Here is a 20039-nt window from a genome sequence, read left to right as displayed (position 1 = left end):
TGTTTATTTTTTATATTACAATCTCCAGTAAACCACAGAATCTGTATCTACACTATGTCTATCAATGATGCCTTTTACATCTATGAACACATCTTTTTCTACTTCATCCTTAGCTGCTGCTACTTCATCTAAAGCTTCGCTTCTATATAGTGGAGCAAAGTCTTTAATGGTCATTTCTCTGTAATTATGATGAGATACAGCAAGTATAATAGCATCTACCTCTTTAATATCTTCCATAGAAACCATATCTATTCCATACTCATGTTTAATTTCTTCTTTACATGCTACAGGATCTGTGGCTAATACATTAACTCCATAGTCTTTAAGTTCATCTATAATATCCACTACCTTTGTATTTCTTGTATCTGGACAATCTTCCTTAAAGGTAAGTCCAAGAACTGCTACCTTTGCATTTTTAACTCTCTTATTAGCTTTTATTAAACTTTTCACTGTGTTCTCTGCGATATACTTAGCCATTCCATCATTTATGTTTCTTCCAGCAGCTATAACCTTTGATTCAACACCAACCTCTTTAGCTCTGTGGATTAGGTAATATGGATCTACTCCTATACAGTGTCCTCCTACTAAACCTGGGTTTAGCTTTATAAAGTTCCACTTACTACCTGCAGCATCTATTACAGCTTTAGTATCTATACCCATTCTATCAAAGATCATAGCAAGTTCATTAACGAAGGCTATGTTAACATCTCTTTGACAGTTTTCTATTAATTTAGCTGCTTCTGCAACCTTTATGCTTTCAGCTCTATATACTCCAGCTTCTATAACTAGTTCATAAGCTTTAGCAACTGTATCTAGAGTTTCTTCATCCATACCAGATACTATCTTCATTATGTTTTCTAATCTATGAACCTTATCACCTGGGTTTATTCTCTCTGGAGAATATCCTATTTTAAAATCTTGTCCACAGATAAGTCCAGATTCTCTTTCTAGTATTGGTACACAGATTTCCTCTGTTACCCCTGGATATACTGTAGATTCATATACTACTATAGAACCTTTAGTTAAGTTTCTTCCTAAAATTTCACTAGCACCTATAACTGGTCTTAGATCTGGAGTTTTATCTTCATTAGTTGGAGTTGGTACTGCAACTATATGGAAGTTACATCCTCTTAGTTTTGTTTCATCACTTGTAAAATCTACAGTAGATGCTTTAATAGCCTCATCGCCAACTTCATTAGTCACATCTACTCCGCTTAAGTACTTATTTATCTTTTCCTTGTTTACATCAAATCCAACTACAGGAACCTTTTTAGCAAAAGCTACTGCTAAAGGCATTCCTACATAGCCAAGTCCTACTAAGGATATTTTTAAATCTTTCATTATATCGTCTCCTACTGTTCAAATTAGCAATTACTATTTTAATAAATATTGATACTTTTTTAACAATTAATTAGGTTTATCCAACAACCTGGTTGTTGTTGGATAAACAAAGCCTTTATTAATTATAAAATTCTTTTATACATTCACATATATATTCAACTTCTTCATTAGTAAGCTCTGGATATATAGGTAATGCAAGAATTTGCTTACACATCTTTTCAGTTACTGGGAACTGACCTTCTTTATATCCTAGGTATTCAAAACACTTTTGTAGGTGTAATGGCTTTGGATAGTATATACTAGTTGCCACACCTTTAGATTTCAAGAATTCCGCAAGACCATCTCTGTTTTCAGCAAAGATATTAAATACATAATAAACATTCTTTTGGTTTGCAGCCTTAATTCCTTGAACTTTTACACCTTCTACATTTTTTAATCCTTCAGTGTAGAGCTTAGCAACTCTTCCTCTATTTTCTATGGCATTGTTTATATATTTAAGTTTAACCCTTAAAACAGCTGCTTGCATAGCATCTAATCTTGAGTTATAGCCTACATAGTCATAGTGATATTTCTTTGATGCTCCATGAACTCTAAACATACGGCACATATCTGCTAGTTCATCACTATTAGTAACTATCATTCCACCGTCACCATATCCACCTAATGTTTTAGTTGGGAAGAATGAAAACACACCCATATCTCCAATGGTTCCTGCATGTCTATATCTTTCTTCACCTTGCATCTGCCATCTCATTCCAAAGGCTTCAGCAGCATCTTCTAGCACCTTTAAATCATGTTTCTTAGCAATTTCCATTATCTTATCCATATCACACATTTGATTGAATAAATGTATTGGAAGTACTCCTACAGTATTATCATTAATAGCAGCCTCTAATTGAGCTACATCCATACCACAGGACTCTTCATCTATATCAACAAATACAGGTTTACCACCATGCTTTGCAAGACAAGATGTCGAAGCTAAAAAAGTAAAAGGTGTGGTTACTATTTCCTTATTATCACTAAAACCAAGGATATCTGATGCTATAACTAAAGCATCCGTTCCTGATGCCACTCCTATGGCATGTTTAGCTCCAGTAAAATCTTTTATTTCTTCCTCAAAGATTTTAACTTCATTTCCTAATATAAAAGCTCCACTATCTATTATATTTTTTATAGCTCCATCAAACTCATGTTTTTTTTCTTTATATTCTCTTTGTGATTCATAAAAATTGATCTTCATTCTTCTTCCTCCTATTTTTACACATACAATTGTACACCAATTTATAAAAAAGTAAAATATTTTTTTCTTATGTTTAATAAAATTTCATACTAAACAAATATACCACAAATTAGGTATTATATCATCTATTAATATATTATCAGTTTTTTTCTTTAAGATTATGATAAAATTCTTAATAATTTTGATGTGTGGGGTGTAAGAATTAAAATTTTATTATTAATATAAGTAGTATAAAATAATAAAACTACCTTAGAAAATGTTTAATTCTAAAATAGTTTTATTTATATATCACTTATAATCTATTAATGCGTTATTTATATCCTCAGCTAATTTGTTACTGCGTATCTTCTCACCTTCACTATTCAAATGATATATAGTATCATACATATATTTAGTATCAAAGAAATACTCTGTGGGATTTGATATATATTTAATATTTAACTCTTTTTCCACTGTATTAACCATATTACTATACTTATAACTATCCGACCTATTAGAAGACTTCATTATAGGAGCTGCGGTAAAGAATATCTTTGCACCCTTTTTCTCTACAAATTTACGATAATTAATCAAAAATTTCTTAGTATCATCATAAATTTTAAAGTCATCTATATTTATATTACCATATTTTTTTTCATCATACTTTTCTGTTATAATCGACTTTTGTCTATCATAAATCATTTGCCCTTTATCATTAAATGAGCTTGAAGAATATACATCTTTTTGTATTTCATCTGTACTTATTCTCTCGGCTTTTTTATTTGCATACTTAAAAATATAATCTATAATATCATCATAATTTTGAAATCTAATATGCTTATATAAACTTATATGATTATCTATTCCACTCATAACTAGGTCCACACCTAGTTTATCAAATGCACCTTCTTCAATCCATCCATATTCATAAGCCAAAATAACTATATCTCCATTATTAATGTTAGCTTTTGATAACTGCGTAGGAAAATTACTTCCAAAGCCTGCATGTAACCCTAAGTTAACTACATCATAACCTGTACTCTTACTGATAATCTCTTCATTAATTCCAAATGCTGCACTTGAACCACCAATAATTATTATTTTAGGGGTGTTAGTAGTAATTAACTTATCATATTTTCTCACTATTACAGATTGGTATGTATCGGCAAATCCAGAACCCATCACTTCAACTACTCCAATAAATATTGTACTCATTATAGCAATTACTAAAGCTATAATAATGGTAATCTTAATAAAAAACTTCTTCATTGTGCCTCCTTAAAATTGAAAATATATAAATGAAGAATCTCCAGCAGCTTGTCCACTAACCCAATAAAAAATCAAAACGACTATAACCACGGAATATATGCTATACCTAAATATACCATGCTGATTTTTAATAAAGTCTCGAATGCTGTGATTTCTTCTATATAAAGAAACTAGAACTAAGCATAATAAGCTTATAAATAAGTAAAATAATTGATAGGTTGTAAATCCTAAATCAAAGATCTTATTGCTAAATAATCCAATTAAATCTATTGAGAATATTTTTCTTATAATTTCTATAGCTATTTTTGCTGATGGAGCTCTAAAAAATATCCATGCAAAACTTGTTAAAATGAAAACCCATGTAATTTGTGAAGCTTTATAACCAAAGGATCTCTTATTAATATTTAATATATTAATAATTTTAATTCTAATTGGCTTTAAAATATCTCCTACAACTTGGTATAACCCATGCAATCCTCCCCAAATAACAAATCCCCAACTTGCTCCATGCCATAATCCACTTGCCAAAAACACCATCATTATGTTTCTATATTTTTTAATTGTTCCTTTTCGATTACCTCCTAGTGGAATATACAAATACTCTCTAAACCAAGCCCCTAAAGTAATATGCCATCTTCTCCAAAATTCACTTATACTTTTAGAAAAATATGGTCTATGGAAATTTCTAGATAATTTAAATCCCATTACTTCTGCAGACCCCATAGCTATATCTGAATAAGATGAAAAATCACAATATATTTGTAATGAGAAGCAAATAGTGGCTATAATCAAGTAGAATCCACTGTATTCAGTATAGTTATTATATATATTATTTACTATAATAGCTAATCTATCAGCTATTATTAATTTTTGAATGAAACCCCAAACCATTAGTAGTAATCCGCTTTTAACTCTTTCAAACTCAAACTCATGAGTTTCTTGTAATTGAGGTAATAAATCTCTAGATTTCTCAATTGGTCCAGCTACCAATTGAGGAAAAAATGAAACAAACAACGCATATCTAAAAAAATTATATTCAGCCTTTATATTTCCTTTATATATGTCTATGGTATAGCTTAATGCTTGAAATGTATAAAAAGATATACCTACTGGTAAAATTAAGTCAAATCCCGGTGTAGCTATTCCTATATTAAATTTATTTAAAATTATATTCATATTGTCGAATACAAAATTAAAATATTTAAATAAAAATAGTATCCCTAAATTTATAGCAAAACTACTAAAAACAAAAAGTTTCTTCATCTTAACTTTTTGCTTATATTTTTGTATCAGTATTCCACTTAAATATGTAATTAAAGTAGATATTAGCATTAATATTGCATATTTAGGATTCCATGACATGTAAAAATAGTAGCTACTAATTAGTAGCCATATATACTGCACTCTTCGTGGAATTACAAAATAAATTCCTAACACTACAGGAAAAAAAATCAGGAAATCGTATGAATTAAATAGCATTTTAGCCTCCCCTATAAAGTATAGTAAATACGAAATTTTCCTTCTAATTCTATTTACTATAATATATCTAGATAATATTAATTATTAGTTTCTTATACTAAATATAAATTAATTTATATTTAGAATTACCTTACTATCAGAATACAATCAATTATCGCTAGTTAAGGATAAAATATTATGATTCTAAATAAATTTAATAATATTACGAACCAATAAAATTGAATTTTGATTAATAAAAACTTTAGTTTAGCACTCCTTTATACTATTTTTCTCCTAAATCTATTTCAACTATTCCATGTCTATTATATCTTTTGTCTTCCGGTGGAGGGGTCATATAATCTCCATAAAAATATATGAGATATTTATCATAATCTTTCGGAACTAAAAAATTATATCCTTCAAATTCAACATAGGCTAAATTACTTAACCATTCTTTTTTTATTGTTTCTTTATAATATCCATATGAGCCACCCAAAGCCACAACATATTCTGTATCAATACTATTATACTTTTTAAATTCTTTTTCTATTAATTTCTTTATCTTGTTAGTTGAAATAAATAATGTTATAAACTTTATAAATTTATAAACTAACATCTTAACTACTTGTTCCTCTGTCCAAAGTTGATATCCTAATTTACATAAAAGCAATCTTTTTAACATATAAGTTTTAGTACTATGAAATTTCTTAGAAATATCATTTGTAGGTACATTATCAAATGGAAATATATCAATAAATATACCTTGATGACCTTTACTTCTACATGAGTTTTTTTCAATATACTTAGTATTATTTATTCTTATTTTAGTAAATGGTAATCCATAAAATTCATCTGTATTCACATTTTGCAAAAAATATTTTTCCGACAAATCAGTTTTTGCAACTAAAATAAATCTTTCATATTCTTCTCTTAACATCCCAATGTCTAAGTCATCATCCCAAGGTATAAAACCTTTATGACGAATAGCACCTAGCAATGTTCCAGCTACTAAAAAATACTTAATTTCATGCTTATCACATATTCTTTTTACTTCCAAAGCTAGATCTAATTGCAGTCTATGAACTTGTTCTAACATATTGTCCATTTTAATCTCCTAATTCAAATATTTTAAGTTTATTCTATGTTAATATAGTTAACTGTCATTTCTCTATTTTAATAATCCACCTAAAAATTTTACTTCCTTTAATATTCTTTTAGCATGTAACCCAAAAATAATAAGCGATACAGGGCAATAGATTAATAAATTGGTAGGTGTTGGTATAAAGTAATTTATAGCAATAAATATTATAATAATATAAGTCATGTTATTTCTATTATCATTACTCCAATTGTTTATCTTAAATAACTTTCTTTCAGTATATATTGTAATTAAAAAGTATGATAAAAGATAAGCAACAACAACTATACCAATACTTTTATTAAAATAAAATCCAACTGAAGTTAATATCATCATTAATCCTAAACCAATTATATTATTATAAAAAATTTGTTTTTCTAGCCTAAATACTTTATAAAACAGAGTTATTAGCATATTATTTTTTATATTAAATAGTATTACTGGAAATAATATCATTAAGAATTCTAATACTAAAGAATATTTTGGTATTATATATATTATAAAAAATACTGCTACATAATAAGCTAATAAAAGTATTCCAGAAATATCATTTAGTATGTTATTCAAGCTTTTGTAGATACCTTTTAATTTTTTAGTTTCTATTCTTCTCATCATAGGATATAAAACTGTAGAAATTGATACTATAGTTTGTAAAACTAATGAAAGCATTGAGGTTGCAAAAGCAAAATATGAGAATTCCTTTATTCCAAAATTTCTTTCAATAAAGAACTTTATATAGTTACTCATCATCATAGAAATAATTGCTGAAAACATTAAAAAGAATCCAATTTTAACATTAGTTATAATCTCATCTCTAACTTTATTTAGCTTATATCTTTGACCAAAAACTATTTCTTTACAGTTATATGAAAAGTAGCATATAACACAAATTCGAGCAATAAAATCTGCACATATATATATTTCATAATTATTTATAGGTAACACTAACGTAAAAACTATAAATGTGACTAATAGTATTCTCTCTAATGATATACCAATAGAATACTGCTTGAACTTACCAGTTATTTGACAAATATGTATAAAAAACCCTTGAATATTAAATAAGGTTATATTTACTGCAAATCCAATATATACAAATAAATTAGGGCTATCTGAAAACAACCATAATAGAGTTAATATCATAGCTAATGATACAAGTATTGTATATATGATCAGATATTTAAATTCAGTTCTGAATAACTTAAAATCTAAATCTTCATATTTATATCCACCATATCTTAAATTTACGCCATCAGAAAAACCAAGTATAAAAAAACCACAGTAGCTAGTATATAATACGAATAACTGCCAATATCCAAATCCTTCTGTAGATAATTTCATGGGTAAAATAAAAGTTAGCATCACACCTAATATTAAAACCAATAAATTAGACGATGAAACTTTTAGTACATTTCCTAGAAAGCCACTATTTAATATTTTTTTCATTTTTTAAACCTCTAAATTTAAAAATTGGAATTTCTAATTTTTTTCTTTCAAAAATTTTAGTTATAAACCAAATAAACACTAATCCAAAAAATGCAACACATGTAGTTGGAAAATTAAATATTTGATTATTAGCTGACATATATAAAAACATAGTTCCAAATAACGTTAATATGCATAAAGCAATGGGATTATTAGTTTCAATAAAAGATAACCATATCTTAGCAAATACATATCCTATAATAAACATAACTCCTATTACTCCAACAAAAGAAACATCGTTTGCAAACCACAAATACATAGTATGCCAGTTAACTGTAGAACTCCATCCGAATTCTTCTAGTTTTACTAAGTATGTTCTTGAATATAAGTCTATACTCAACATTTCTTTGGAATTAGCCATTAAGAAATTAGAAAAACCAATACCATAAGTAGATGTAAAAGGTAAATTCAGTGCCATTGAAAGTGCATAATATCCCTGACATAAATAAGTACTAACTATTAAGATCATATTAAATATACCAGTAGGTAATATTGATTGTAATATACTATTTTCTTTTACTTTCATTCCTGCCATTATGCTACCTAAAGAATGTCCCACATTATCAGATATTCTACTGCTAATATTATTTGTAAAATATACCAAGAAAATGATAATAGCCAATACTGATGCACTTATTATAATTTTATTTTTTTTAAAGAATTTCTTCATATTTACTTCTCTAATATGTTTAATCTTCTTTAAGAAAATTACTATAAAAATAATAAAAAACAAATCAAATATACCTTTGTTAGTCCCCTTTAATATCCACTTAGACAATTCAAAAAATACTAAAATTATAAATGTTATCTTTGCATGATATTTTAGATGTTTAAAATAGTAAGTACATAATGGTATTACGCAATAAAAAGCAGGTGCAAGTAATACATTGGTCCAAATTACTAATTTAAAATATATGTTAGACTTAGGCTTATATGAATAATAAAATTTAGCTGGATTCTTAATAGCCTCTATTAATGTTTGAAATAGGTTATCAATTCTAACATCAAAATCCAAAAAAAATCCACACAATGTTATGGCAAGTAGTATATATAAAAATATAGTTAATATTTTTATTATATTAATGTCGTATTTACTATAATCAATATTAACATACTTGTGTTTTCTAACAGAAATAAAATATCCAAAAAATAAAGCTAAATTTAATATTATTAAATATGAATAAAATTTACCTGGATTATTTATATTCCACTCCCAAGGTGATATTGCAAACAACAAAATTGTAAATGTTGAATATGCAAGTACTGTGAATATCGGCAAATATTTTATTGAGGTTTTTTCTTGCATCTAAAAAATCTCCTTTTCTCTATATTGTGTTTAAAAAGTCACTTAGTCGATTACCTTGTTTTAAATTATTTTTTTCGTTTAAAACAAATTTTCGAGCACTATCTCCTTTTTTTGAAAGTATATTTTTATCATTATTAATCATAAATTTTATTGCATTTACAATTCCATTTTCTGACTCATCCTCAATATAGTATATATAGTTATCATATTCTGAAGGAATTCCTTTTAAACGCGTAGTTAATACTGGTCTTCCTGTTAACATATATTCCATTGTTTTTGAAGGAAAAGAATATTTAGTATATTCTTCATTGGTTGGTCTAGGATTAACTAAACAAAAGGCTTGCTTTTCTATCTTCATTAGTTCATCATTGCTTATGCTACCTTTATAAAATATATTTTTATGTTTTTGAGAAACTTTTTCTATGTAATCTATTTGATTTCCTAATCCAAAAAGCCACAATTCATATTTAGAGTCTATTTTAGTAAATGCGTCAACTAACGTTCTTATACCATACTGTTCTTGTAACCCTCCAGCGTAAATAAACATATTTTTATGCTCAGGGGTAAATTCATCTTTATTTTCTTCGTAGGGTACTAGTCCCTCAATAATTACATATGGCTTATTCATAGTATTAATAAGATCATTAGTTTGTTTAGTGATTAATATAAACCCACTAACTTTATATTTTAACTTTTCATATACTTTTCTACAAAATTTTATTTTAAAACTTTCATTGTCAATATTTTTCAACTTTGCCATGTAATTATATACATCTAATACACTATATACTATAGGGGTTTTAAAAAACAGATTACCAATATGAACGGCTATGATTTCTGAATAGTACGATCCATCAATAATAATAACTTTATCCTCTTTAGCATTTTTAATATTCCAATAAACTATATATATCAAAGATTTTAATATGATAGTTAAATGTTTTATACCTGGAAAATTAAAAAAACCTAACATTAAATAAGTCTTTTTACCTTCAATTCTTTTACTTCCTTTAAAATACTTATATGAAAACGCATTTTTTGAAATAGGAGCTCCAATTAATGAAGTTACTTCTTTTATATTTCTATCTTTACTTAGTCCATCAATTAACAGATTGTTATATTTTGCTATAGGTTCTAAACTATTTGAATTTTTACTTACTCTTCTTTTTATTATTTCTTTTATCCTAGTAGGATCTACTGCTGAAGATATATATAGCACTTTTTTCATATTTTATCCCTACCTTTTTCATAAAGGTCTACATATTTATTATATGCATGATGTTTATCATAAACTCTAGATTGTTTAACACATTGCTCACTAGATAAATTTTCTTTACCTAAATCTATAATTTTACTTACTGCTAAATCTATATTTCCTTTTTCAATAATTATTCCACAACCCTCATTTAAGCTTTCTCCACTTCCACCTGTATTAAAGGTTATAACTGGAGTACCACATGCAAGTGATTCTAAGTTAGTAGTTGGAAAATTATCTTCTAAAGTAGGATTTATAAATACATCTGCAGTGGAATAAATTTCAGCTAATTCTTGTACATTACTAGTTCTTGTTATTCCTATAATAGAGTTAGGTAGTTCATTTTTTTGTTTTTCTGTTACACCAACAATAACAATCTTATAACCAGAGTTTAATTTTTCTGCTAGTTGAACTAAATATTTTAAGCCCTTTCTTTCTTCCCATACACTTGCTACACCTAGAATTACAAATTTATCTTTAATATCATACTTATCTCTAAAATTACCTTCTACTGGTTTAAAAACATCCAAATCTATACCATTATTAATTACCTTAACTGGATATTTTCCTAAAAAAGAATCTTTTACTAAATCACCTAACCATATAGATGGTGTAATAATAGTTACATTTTCTAAGGAAGTAAATATTTCTTTTTTCTTTTTATAATTCCATTTAGTATTATCAAGTAATTTAGATGATGGATATGTTCCCTTTTGCTGACAATCAATACATCCTACTCTCCACTTTTCACATTGAGCATAATCAAAATAGGAACAGTGCCCTGTAAAAGCCCAACAATCATGAAGAGTCCATATAACCGGCTTATTTACTTTTTTTAAATATTCAAATAGCATTTCTATATTAATATAATATCCATGTATATTGTGAAGATGGATTACATCTGGATCATATGCTTCAACCTTTTTTATAAATTCTTTAGTAGCTTTAGTAGATCCAAATCCATGCTTGTCAAATATTCTTGTTTTAGCTACATGCATATAATTATCCAGATTCGTACCTATTTTAATAGATTTTATACTTTCTGGTGCAGTACCACGACCATAAGCTATTAAACACTCATGGCCTCGTTCTTCTAGTACTTTATAAAGATCTGTAGCTATTCTTCCAGTACTTCCAAATCCACATACTGAATTTATCTGTAAAATTTTCATTTTATTTTCTCCATATAAATTTATTTATTACTGATGTATATCCTTGAATAGCATTTACTACCTTCATTCCTACATTTACATCTGTATAATCATGAACTTTTACTGTCTCTTCACCTAATGATTTTTGCTTAACTATAACTTCCATTGCTTGAGTTATGCTATCAAAAGTTATTCCACCAAGAACTATTGAACCTTTATCAATGGCTTCTGGTCTTTCAGTGCTTGTTCTTATAGATACTGCTGGGAACCCCATGATATTAGACTCTTCTGCTAAAGAACCACTATCTGATAATACGCAGAAAGCATCCTTTTGAAGTTTATTATAATCATAGAATCCAAAAGGCTTTAATTGTTTAATATTCTCGTGGAACTTGATGCCTTTATCTTCAATTCTCTTCCAGCTTCTAGGATGAGTTGAATATATTATTGGCATATTATATTCCTCAGCTATAGCATTTAAAGCATCTGTTAAACTTTTAAAGTTTTCATCATTATCTATATTTTCTTCTCTATGAGCACTTACTAATATGTATTTACCTTTTTCTAAAGATAATCTTTCTAAAACATCACTAGCATCTATATTAGGCATATACTTTTTAAATACTTCTGGTAATGGTGACCCTGTTACAAAAGTATATTCCTTTCTCATACCCTCTGATAAAAGATATCTTCTTGCATGTTCTGTATATGCTAAATTTACATCACTTGTGCAGTCAACAATTCTTCTATTTATTTCTTCTGGTACATTTTGATCAAAGCATCTATTTCCTGCTTCCATATGGAATACTGGAATTTTTAACCTTTTAGCTGAAATAGCACTCAAACAACTGTTAGTATCACCTAGTATTAGTAGTGCATCTGGTCTTTCTTTAACTAGTATCTTATAGCTTTCAGCTAATATATTTCCCATAGTTTCACCTAAATCTTCTCCCACTACCCCTAGGAAGTGATCTGGTTCTCTAAGCTCTAGCTCTTTAAAAAACACATCATTTAAAGTATAATCCCAGTTTTGTCCTGTATGAACTAATATATGTTCAAAGTATTCATCACACTTTTTTATTGTCTCAGCTAATCTTATAATCTCTGGTCTTGTTCCAACTATAGTCATTACCTTTAATTTTTCCATCTCTATACCTCCAAGAATATTGTATCAGGAACCTGAGGATCAAAAACTTCATTAACCCACATTATGGTTACCATATCAGTATCACCAGTATTAACAATACTATGAGTATATCCTACTGGAATATCTACTACTTCAAGCTTTTCTCCACTAACTTTATATTCTATTATTTCTTCACTACCAATTTTTCTAAATCTAATAAGTCCAGTTCCACTGACCACAAGAAACTTCTCATTTTTTGTATGGTGCCAATGGTTTCCCTTAGTTATACCTGGTTTAGATATATTTACAGATACTTGACCTCTATCTGGACTCTTTAAAAACTCAGTAAAGGAACCTCTATTATCTACATTCATCTTTAGAAGATAACTAAATTCCTTCTCTGGCAAATAACTAAGATAGGTACTATATAACTTCTTAGTAAACCCATCCTTCATATCTGGAACCATTAAATTCTTTCTACTATCTTTAAAGGAATTTAAAAGTTCTACTATTCTTCCTAATGTCACTTTATGCTCTACGTCTACTGAAGCATATCCTATTACTTCTTCATTAGATTTCATAGAGTTTATAAAGCATCTTACTACATCATCTATATAAACTAAAGTCATTTCTTTACTAGGATCTGATACCCACACTTCTTCACCCTTGGCTATGTTATTACAAAAAGTAGCCACAGCAGAATTATAGTTAGGTCTACACCATTTACCAAAAACATTTGGTAATCTATATAGGAAAACTCTTGCTCCTGCAACTTCCTTATATTTTAACAATTCCTCTTCAGCCATTTTTTTGCTTTTTCCATAAGCATTATCTAGCTCTGCTTGAATAGATGAAGTTATTAAAATAGGAGTGTTTTTATTATTCTCTAGTAATAATTCTATTATCTCCCCTGTTAACCCTGAATTACCTTCAAAGAACTCTTCTTCCTTTTCAGGTCTATTTATTCCAGCAAGGTGAAAAATAAAGTCTGAAGTTAATACCCCTGACTTTAACTCTTCTTTAGAATTTTCTTTATCTATGGATAGTATTTCATATCCACCTATTTCTTTTAACTTTTCAATTAGATTTTTACCTATGAAACCATTTGAGCCAGTTACTAATACCTTCACTATCTATTCCTCCATGCTTCCAATTCTTCTTTAATATAATCTAGTGTTAAAAGTTTTGCTTTTACTTCTTCTACATTTAAAAGTTCCGTATTATTAGAGTTATATTCTTCAAGTTGTGTTCTTCCTTCATTTCCATCAGTAAAGTACTTATCATAGTTTAAATCTCTTTTATCTGCTGGTACTCTATAGAAATCTCCCATATCTATAGCATTTGCACATTCCTCATTAGTTAAAAGTGTTTCATACATCTTTTCTCCATGACGAATCCCTATTATTTTTGTTTCAGATTCTACTCCAAATAACTCTTTTACAGCTTGAGCTAAAACTTCAATTGTGCAAGCTGGTGCCTTTTGAACCATAATGTCTCCACTTTCTGCATTTTCAAAAGCAAAGGCAACTAACTCTACAGCCTCTTCTAGACTCATTATATACCTTGTCATCTTTGGTTCTGTTATTGTAAGTGGCTTTCCACTCTTTAATTGCTCTATAAATAGAGGAACAACTGAACCTCTTGAACATAGAACATTTCCATATCTAGTTCCACAGATTAAAGTCTTCTTTGGTGATACTGTTCTTGATTTAGCTACAAAAACTTTTTCCATCATTGCTTTAGAAGTTCCCATAGCATTTACAGGATAAGCTGCTTTATCTGTAGATAAACATATTACCTTTTTTACTCCAGCTTCTATGGCTGCTGTAAGTACATTATCAGTTCCTATAACATTTGTTTTTACCGCCTCTAAAGGAAAGAACTCACAACTAGGAACTTGTTTTAATGCTGCTGCATGAAATACATAATCTACATCATACATAGCAGCTTTAATACTTTGTAAGTCTCTTACATCACCTATGTAAAACTTTATTTTACTATTATTGTATTTTTTTCTCATATCATCTTGCTTTTTTTCATCACGAGAAAAAATACGAATTTCTCCAATATCAGTATTTAAAAATCTATCTAATACAGCATTTCCAAAGGATCCTGTACCCCCAGTTATTAATAATACTTTATCTTTAAACATAATTAAAACGCCCCCGTTTATATTCATTTTGTAATTACATTATAAAACTTTCGAGTTACTTTTTTTCTTTCATAACATGAATTAAATACAGTTCTAACATTAGAACAAATTTCATCATATAACAATTTATTATTTTTTATATTATATATAAATTCCGTAATTTCTTTTGATTCATTACTGCTAAATTGTCTTCCTAAATTATATTTGTTAACCATATTTCCTATTTCGCTATCTTTGTTCATTATGGCTATTAGCGGCTTTGCCACTGACATATATGTGTATGTTTTAGATGGTACGCCTAGTCCTTCTATACCTTTCTGCAAAGTAGTTATAAAAACACTGGCAGAGTTTAATAGATTATTATACTCTTCTCCATACATATAATCGTAAACTTCAACGTTATGTAAACTTTCATTTTCCTTAGCTTCTATAATATAGTCCCTTCTATTACCATTGCCAACGAATATAAATTTTATTTCTTCATCATCTTTTAATTGCCTTGAAACATCTAATAAAGTATCTACATCATGAACTTTACTTATATTACCCGAGTAGACTATATTAAATTTATTTTCCATTACAGAGTTCATGAAGAATTCACTACCTACGTTTTTTTCATAAGTTACTTTTGAGTCTGCCCAGTTTGTTACAATTTCTATTTTATCCTTATCTATACCTTTATTTACGATTACCTGTTTCATGTCGCTTCCCAAGGCAATTATTTTGTGGGCATTATTATAAACTTTATTATTTATACGATTCATAGCCTTAGATATAATACTATTTTCCTTTATAACATTAAGTTTCTCTGCTACATCAGGATATATATCGTGAACAAGGTATATATATTCCTTTTTTTTAAGTTTCTTCATTATATATCCAATATAAGGTACCAACGGCGGATTAGATACAAATAAAATCTTATCATAATCTTTTTTTAACAACAAATTTATAAACACATTCCATGTAAATACAGCATAACTAATTATCCTTTTATATTTACTATCCCTATCTCCATCAGTGGTAAATATACGTTTTATATTGATGCCTTTATACGTTTCATATTTATCCAATTTTTGTTTTTCTTCCCTACAACCATTTTTCGTAGTTAAAACATCTACTTCCAATCCATATTCCACAAAATCCTCTGATAACTCTGTTAATATTTTTTGTGTTCCCGTTTTGTAAGGATAAAAAAACTCTGATACAACTACTATTTTCATTCTACCACCTCTAATATTTGCTATAGTTATCTTAATTATCTAGCTCCATCTCCTGTAAAAACCACTGCAATAGTCCTAAACAAAACTTTAATATCTATCATAATGCTTCTTATTTCTATATATTCTATATCATATTTAAGCTTTTCTTCTGGCAATAAATCGTAGCCACCATTTACCTGTGCCCAACCTGTTAAACCAGGTTTTACAGCTAGTCTATCTCGAAAGTTTGGTATAGTCTTTTCAAATTTTCTATAGAAAAATTCCAACTCTGGTCTTGGTCCTACTACACTCATATCGCCTTTTAAAACATTTAGCAATTGTGGCAATTCGTCAATCCTAGTTTTTCTTATAAATTTACCAAAGGTAGTAATTCGACAATCATCCTTGCTTGCCCACTTAAATCCTTCAGATTCTGCATTGTAAACCATAGATCTAATTTTATACATAGTAAATTCCTCATTATTAATCCCAACTCTCTTTTGAGCAAATATAGGGCTTTTAAAATCTTGGAAAAATACTATGAGCATTGATATTATAAGTATTGGACTAGTAACTATAATTACTATTATGCTAAATACAATATCAAACCCTCTTTTTAATAGATTATAAATAAATAAACTTGATTTCTTTTCGGTATAATCTAAATTTTCTTTATAATTTACATTAATTTCTTCACTATGCAAGCTTGCCTTTTCCATAGTTCTTACCTCCAAACAAAATAATACTAAACTTCCCTTATATAATATACGATATTAAAAGAGACATATTACTTATAACACCATATATTTCATTTCATCTTCTGTAATGAGTTTTATTTTCTATATTTTATTTATGTACAACCAATAAGCTTGTCTAATTTTTAAGCTCCACGAATCTTTGTTAACCTACACAATTACTAGCTTTCGTTAACAAGAACATTTTATTTCTGTCGTTACTCAAAAAATTATATCACAATTTATAATAATTTGCCATATATTTTACTGTTTACCCGCGAGGTTATATCCAAATATATCCTTTAATTAAATCTTTTATATAAACTTTAATATATTTAAAACAATACTATATTCCTATGTTTTAATATTCTTAGCTTTTTATGTTTTTATGTCCTTCCTTGTTTAAACCCTTGATAGTACTATGATTTAAGCTCCTAGGAGATACTCTTTTCTTTATAAAAATATATCTTAATTCTACCATTGTTTTAATAAATTTTTTTAAATTTTTTTAAAGATTTTTTATAGTTAAAATTATTTTTTCATAAAGCAAAAGACTAGGATTGGGGGAAATCCTAGTCTTTTTATGGTATATACAAACACTACGAGGCATATATTTAGTGCTTGTAGGAAATGCTTATTGTTTATTAGATTTTAGGGATTTTTTATTTACTATTATTAATAAACCTATAGATACTATTGCTATTCCCACAAATATTATTTTTATGGAAGCTATTATAACCTTATCTTTATCACTACCTTCTTCCATAGCTACATCCTTTGATGAAGCCTCTACGTCATAAGGGGTATATTTCTCTGCAATTTGGTTCATCAATTTATCTATATTGTATAGTTTACCATTTTCAAAACCTAGCACTTCCGCATTGTTACTAAAAGGAATTGCAAACTCCTTATTATCCATATTTATGTAAATAATATTAGTAACATATAAATCTGTTCTGACAAATTTCATTTCATCTATGTTTTTTATTTCATTATCCTCAAGAAGCTCTATTATCTTTTCTTTATCTAGTAAGAAGGAATATCCCTCTGTAGCTAGTCCATCTGAAAAACCAGCCATGGACCAACCTTCACCTTCAGTCTTTTTTATAAAGTTAACTAAAAGAGTTTTATTATCCTCTTGAAAAGCTGGTGCAACCCACCTATACTCATCTGAAATATTCTTTTTAAACTCCTTATTTTCTTTATAGTGTTTTACAATATCACTATCCTGAAGGTTATATATTTTTATAAAGCTTTCCACTTGAAAATATGGTGCCTTCTCTATCTTTAATATATCTTTTATCTCTTCTGAAGCTTCATCTAAAATACCCTCTATGCTACCTCTATCGGAAGATACCTGCAATGATTCTTCACTTAATAATGTAGATACATCTCTATCCCCATCTACGGCAAAAACTGTTATTGATGAAAATAACAGAACAATTATTAATGATAAGTTTAAAAATTTTATACCTATACCCTTCATAAAATATCCCTTTCCTTTGAGTTTTTAGTAAACTCTATCTTCCATAAACAGTTTCTTCATATTTTCTACTATTGTAACTTCCATCTTTAAATGCTTGATATGAACACCAATGGGTAGTTGCATCCCATGGATCTACATAACGAAGAGTGTTACTATATTCATATACTGCATCAATTACTACAAAGTGACCACCATTTCTATTTCCATAGTAATCATAATATCCGCCTAGAGTTATTAGAGGGCTCTGCTTGTCCATTATCTCTGAACGAATAGAATTAATGGTCCATGTACCTCTGTCTACATAAAACCTCTTTTGGTTCTTTGATACATAGGTAGCTACGGATGCTGCAGCATTAGATGTGTTGGGATAATTTTCATATCCTCCTGTAACATAATAAACTCCGTCTGCTTGAGTTCTAGTAGAGCTTGGATTTACAGCTTTTCCTGCCATTTCTCCCGATGCTGCCCAGCACCATTGTGTTTTTTGTTGTCTTATAACTGGCACTCCTACATAATACCAATTTTCCGCAAAAGCTACAGTTGTCATTGAGAAAAGAAAAATAGCTAGTAAGAATATACTTAATAGACTTTTCTTTTTCATTATTATAACCTCCCCTTAAATAATATTATTAAAGATTAAAATCTTTAATTTCAATTAAGTCTTTTTCATTTTGTAAAGCTATGTAACTATTTCGAAACCAAATTTGAAGTTAATTGTTTCATTTTCATGCAATTTACTAAATTTTCTTTATATTAGTATAATATAACATATTTAAGAATTAGGAAACTTCATTTCACTTCATTTAAGGCTATTTATGTAAAATAACCTTATTTTCCTATATATTACTACATTTTTGTAGCTATTTCAAAGATTTTTACTGATTATTTTTATTATATGATACATTTTATTTTATATTAAGTTTCATTTTGCAAGAATATATTTTTCCTCCATAAGGTTAATACTCAATTCTGATGAAAAATAAAAATCTTATTCTTTCTAATTGAAAGAATAAGATTTTAAAAAGTAAATTATTCACGATTTGTTCAAAAACGCTAAAATAAAAACACTAAGTTCATACCTTAGTGTTTTTAATGGATCGAGTAAGTCTATAAGCCGAGTTCTGTGTTAGACAACCATCTATCTAGGCCCATTATTACTAATGGGCTCAAGCGATACACCCGGGAACGGGACGGGCAGCCCCATAATGTTCCACTTTCGATCTTGCTCCAGATGGGGTTTACATAGCCGCAAAGTCGCCATTGCGCTGGTGAGCTCTTACCTCGCCTTTCCACCCTTACCCTAAATTAAGTGAGAGTCTAAATCTAAGATTTAGTCCCTCGAACTTATACATTCTAACAAGTTAGAATGTATTCCTTAAGGCGGTATATCTCTGTTGCACTTTCCTTAAAGTCGCCTTCACTGGGAGTTACCCAGCACCCTGCCCTATGGAGCTCGGACTTTCCTCTCCTGATTTCTCAGCAGCGATTGTCTGGCTTACTCGCAAAATTAATATTAACATAAATCTTTTATCATTGCAACGCCTTTAAATTTTCTATTTTTAGTTATAATACCCATATATGAAACTATTTAACTAGATTAATAGATAAATATAAACCTATATACCTATGTTTATATTTACCTATGAAACTATAGAAAATTTTAACTATATGCCTAGTTAAATATATAAAATTTAAACTAGTTAACTATTTAAAT

The 20039-nt window shown here is 28.3% G+C and carries 16 protein-coding genes and 1 other RNA gene; all 17 read right to left on the bottom strand.

Annotated elements, in window-relative coordinates; all coding sequences use genetic code 11:
- Positions 1–15 precede the first annotated feature (15 nt).
- Positions 16–1341: a nucleotide sugar dehydrogenase gene (locus B3Z56_RS09705; RefSeq protein WP_346878672.1), complete on the bottom strand. Its 1326-nt coding sequence runs from the start codon at positions 1339–1341 to the stop codon at positions 16–18.
- Between the two features lie 118 nt (positions 1342–1459).
- A complete protein-coding gene (locus B3Z56_RS09700) occupies positions 1460–2584 on the bottom strand; it encodes a DegT/DnrJ/EryC1/StrS family aminotransferase (RefSeq protein WP_346876511.1) in 1125 nt (374 codons plus the stop codon).
- Positions 2585–2872: 288 nt separating this feature from the next.
- On the bottom strand, positions 2873–3832 hold the full coding sequence (locus B3Z56_RS09695; protein ID WP_346878671.1) for a hypothetical protein: 960 nt from the start codon (positions 3830–3832) through the stop codon (positions 2873–2875).
- A gap of 9 nt (positions 3833–3841) precedes the next feature.
- Complete coding sequence (locus B3Z56_RS09690) at positions 3842–5311, bottom strand: MBOAT family O-acyltransferase (protein ID WP_346878670.1); 1470 nt, start codon at positions 5309–5311, stop codon at positions 3842–3844.
- A gap of 262 nt (positions 5312–5573) precedes the next feature.
- On the bottom strand, positions 5574–6395 hold the full coding sequence (locus B3Z56_RS09685; RefSeq protein WP_346878669.1) for a LicD family protein: 822 nt from the start codon (positions 6393–6395) through the stop codon (positions 5574–5576).
- Between the two features lie 63 nt (positions 6396–6458).
- On the bottom strand, positions 6459–7874 hold the full coding sequence (locus B3Z56_RS09680) for a hypothetical protein (protein WP_346878668.1): 1416 nt from the start codon (positions 7872–7874) through the stop codon (positions 6459–6461).
- Entirely contained in the window at positions 7855–9219 is a 1365-nt protein-coding gene (locus B3Z56_RS09675) for a hypothetical protein (RefSeq protein WP_346878667.1), read from the bottom strand. The genes B3Z56_RS09680 and B3Z56_RS09675 overlap by 20 nt, the downstream gene beginning before the upstream one ends.
- Positions 9220–9238: 19 nt before the next feature.
- A complete protein-coding gene (locus B3Z56_RS09670; protein ID WP_346878666.1) occupies positions 9239–10447 on the bottom strand; it encodes a glycosyltransferase in 1209 nt (402 codons plus the stop codon).
- The gene (locus B3Z56_RS09665) at positions 10444–11646 is read right to left on the bottom strand and encodes a glycosyltransferase (protein ID WP_346878665.1); all 1203 of its coding nucleotides are present in this window, start codon (positions 11644–11646) and stop codon (positions 10444–10446) included. Before B3Z56_RS09665 ends, B3Z56_RS09670 begins: the two co-directional genes overlap by 4 nt.
- A 1-nt stretch (position 11647) precedes the next feature.
- Complete coding sequence (wecB, locus tag B3Z56_RS09660) at positions 11648–12772, bottom strand: non-hydrolyzing UDP-N-acetylglucosamine 2-epimerase (RefSeq protein WP_346878664.1); 1125 nt, start codon at positions 12770–12772, stop codon at positions 11648–11650.
- Positions 12773–12774: 2 nt separating this feature from the next.
- The gene (locus B3Z56_RS09655; RefSeq protein ID WP_346878663.1) at positions 12775–13881 is read right to left on the bottom strand and encodes an NAD-dependent epimerase/dehydratase family protein; all 1107 of its coding nucleotides are present in this window, start codon (positions 13879–13881) and stop codon (positions 12775–12777) included.
- Positions 13881–14903 carry a nucleoside-diphosphate sugar epimerase/dehydratase gene (locus B3Z56_RS09650; RefSeq protein WP_346878662.1) on the bottom strand — a complete coding sequence of 341 codons (1023 nt, stop codon included), beginning with the start codon at positions 14901–14903 and terminating at the stop codon, positions 13881–13883. The genes B3Z56_RS09655 and B3Z56_RS09650 overlap by 1 nt, the downstream gene beginning before the upstream one ends.
- Before the next feature lie 23 nt (positions 14904–14926).
- Positions 14927–16126 carry a glycosyltransferase family 4 protein gene (locus tag B3Z56_RS09645; RefSeq protein ID WP_346878661.1) on the bottom strand — a complete coding sequence of 400 codons (1200 nt, stop codon included), beginning with the start codon at positions 16124–16126 and terminating at the stop codon, positions 14927–14929.
- 35 nt (positions 16127–16161) lie between these two features.
- Entirely contained in the window at positions 16162–16824 is a 663-nt protein-coding gene (locus B3Z56_RS09640) for a sugar transferase (RefSeq protein WP_346878660.1), read from the bottom strand.
- Between the two features lie 649 nt (positions 16825–17473).
- Positions 17474–18325 carry a hypothetical protein gene (locus B3Z56_RS09635; protein ID WP_346878659.1) on the bottom strand — a complete coding sequence of 284 codons (852 nt, stop codon included), beginning with the start codon at positions 18323–18325 and terminating at the stop codon, positions 17474–17476.
- A gap of 34 nt (positions 18326–18359) precedes the next feature.
- Positions 18360–18926 carry a papain-like cysteine protease family protein gene (locus B3Z56_RS09630; RefSeq protein WP_346848488.1) on the bottom strand — a complete coding sequence of 189 codons (567 nt, stop codon included), beginning with the start codon at positions 18924–18926 and terminating at the stop codon, positions 18360–18362.
- Between the two features lie 493 nt (positions 18927–19419).
- Positions 19420–19827, bottom strand: an RNA gene (rnpB, locus tag B3Z56_RS09625) — RNase P RNA component class A.
- Between the last annotated feature and the right edge of the window lie 212 nt (positions 19828–20039).

The organism is Clostridium sp. UBA7791, assembly GCF_002480755.1.
GTDB lineage: Bacteria > Bacillota > Clostridia > Clostridiales > Clostridiaceae > Clostridium_J > Clostridium_J sulfidigenes.
The sequence above is the reverse complement of the archived record's forward strand: the minus strand, read 5'-3'. Positions and strand labels throughout refer to the sequence as shown.

Bases quoted from the DNA above. Each gene is read 5' to 3' on its own strand.
- B3Z56_RS09705 (WP_346878672.1), bottom strand. From the start codon at position 1,341: ATGAAAGATTTAAAAATATCCTTAGTAGGACTTGGCTATGTAGGAATG.
- B3Z56_RS09700 (WP_346876511.1), bottom strand. From the start codon at position 2,584: ATGAAGATCAATTTTTATGAATCACAAAGAGAATATAAAGAAAAAAAA.
- B3Z56_RS09695 (WP_346878671.1), bottom strand. From the start codon at position 3,832: ATGAAGAAGTTTTTTATTAAGATTACCATTATTATAGCTTTAGTAATT.
- B3Z56_RS09690 (WP_346878670.1), bottom strand. From the start codon at position 5,311: ATGCTATTTAATTCATACGATTTCCTGATTTTTTTTCCTGTAGTGTTA.
- B3Z56_RS09685 (WP_346878669.1), bottom strand. From the start codon at position 6,395: ATGGACAATATGTTAGAACAAGTTCATAGACTGCAATTAGATCTAGCT.
- B3Z56_RS09680 (WP_346878668.1), bottom strand. From the start codon at position 7,874: ATGAAAAAAATATTAAATAGTGGCTTTCTAGGAAATGTACTAAAAGTT.
- B3Z56_RS09675 (WP_346878667.1), bottom strand. From the start codon at position 9,219: ATGCAAGAAAAAACCTCAATAAAATATTTGCCGATATTCACAGTACTT.
- B3Z56_RS09670 (WP_346878666.1), bottom strand. From the start codon at position 10,447: ATGAAAAAAGTGCTATATATATCTTCAGCAGTAGATCCTACTAGGATA.
- B3Z56_RS09665 (WP_346878665.1), bottom strand. From the start codon at position 11,646: ATGAAAATTTTACAGATAAATTCAGTATGTGGATTTGGAAGTACTGGA.
- wecB (WP_346878664.1), bottom strand. From the start codon at position 12,772: ATGGAAAAATTAAAGGTAATGACTATAGTTGGAACAAGACCAGAGATT.
- B3Z56_RS09650 (WP_346878662.1), bottom strand. From the start codon at position 14,903: ATGTTTAAAGATAAAGTATTATTAATAACTGGGGGTACAGGATCCTTT.
- B3Z56_RS09645 (WP_346878661.1), bottom strand. From the start codon at position 16,126: ATGAAAATAGTAGTTGTATCAGAGTTTTTTTATCCTTACAAAACGGGA.
- B3Z56_RS09640 (WP_346878660.1), bottom strand. From the start codon at position 16,824: ATGGAAAAGGCAAGCTTGCATAGTGAAGAAATTAATGTAAATTATAAA.
- B3Z56_RS09635 (WP_346878659.1), bottom strand. From the start codon at position 18,325: ATGAAGGGTATAGGTATAAAATTTTTAAACTTATCATTAATAATTGTT.
- B3Z56_RS09630 (WP_346848488.1), bottom strand. From the start codon at position 18,926: ATGAAAAAGAAAAGTCTATTAAGTATATTCTTACTAGCTATTTTTCTT.